This window comes from Winslowiella arboricola (genome assembly GCF_025527015.1).
GTDB lineage: Bacteria > Pseudomonadota > Gammaproteobacteria > Enterobacterales > Enterobacteriaceae > Erwinia > Erwinia arboricola.
In genome coordinates this window covers 1-210 of the sequence record NZ_JAODIM010000001.1, presented here as the reverse complement: position 1 = coordinate 210, position 210 = coordinate 1, and the positions used below count along the sequence as shown (strand labels likewise).

1 protein-coding gene is annotated in these 210 nt (G+C 47.1%); it reads left to right on the top strand.

Going from position 1 to position 210, the window contains the following annotated elements:
* Positions 1 to 11: 11 nt before the first annotated feature.
* Positions 12 to 146, top strand: coding sequence for a Hok/Gef family protein (locus N5923_RS24750; RefSeq protein ID WP_407704353.1), 135 nt, complete (start codon positions 12 to 14; stop codon positions 144 to 146).
* The last annotated feature ends 64 nt before the right edge of the window (positions 147 to 210 follow it).

Here is a 210-nt window from a genome sequence, read left to right as displayed (position 1 = left end):
AAAAATTTATAGTGCTTAGTCTGAGAATTATCGTCGTAACAATAGTTATGTTGGGATTGATAATACGGGATTCAGTTTGTGAATTCCGCATAAGGCAGGGCAATATGGAGGTTGCGGTTACCATGGCCTGCAAATCCAGCGGGTAAGGCAACCCAACGGCGGGGTAAGTCCCCGCCTGTTGGATGTTGTGAGCATGATCCATGAGCACCC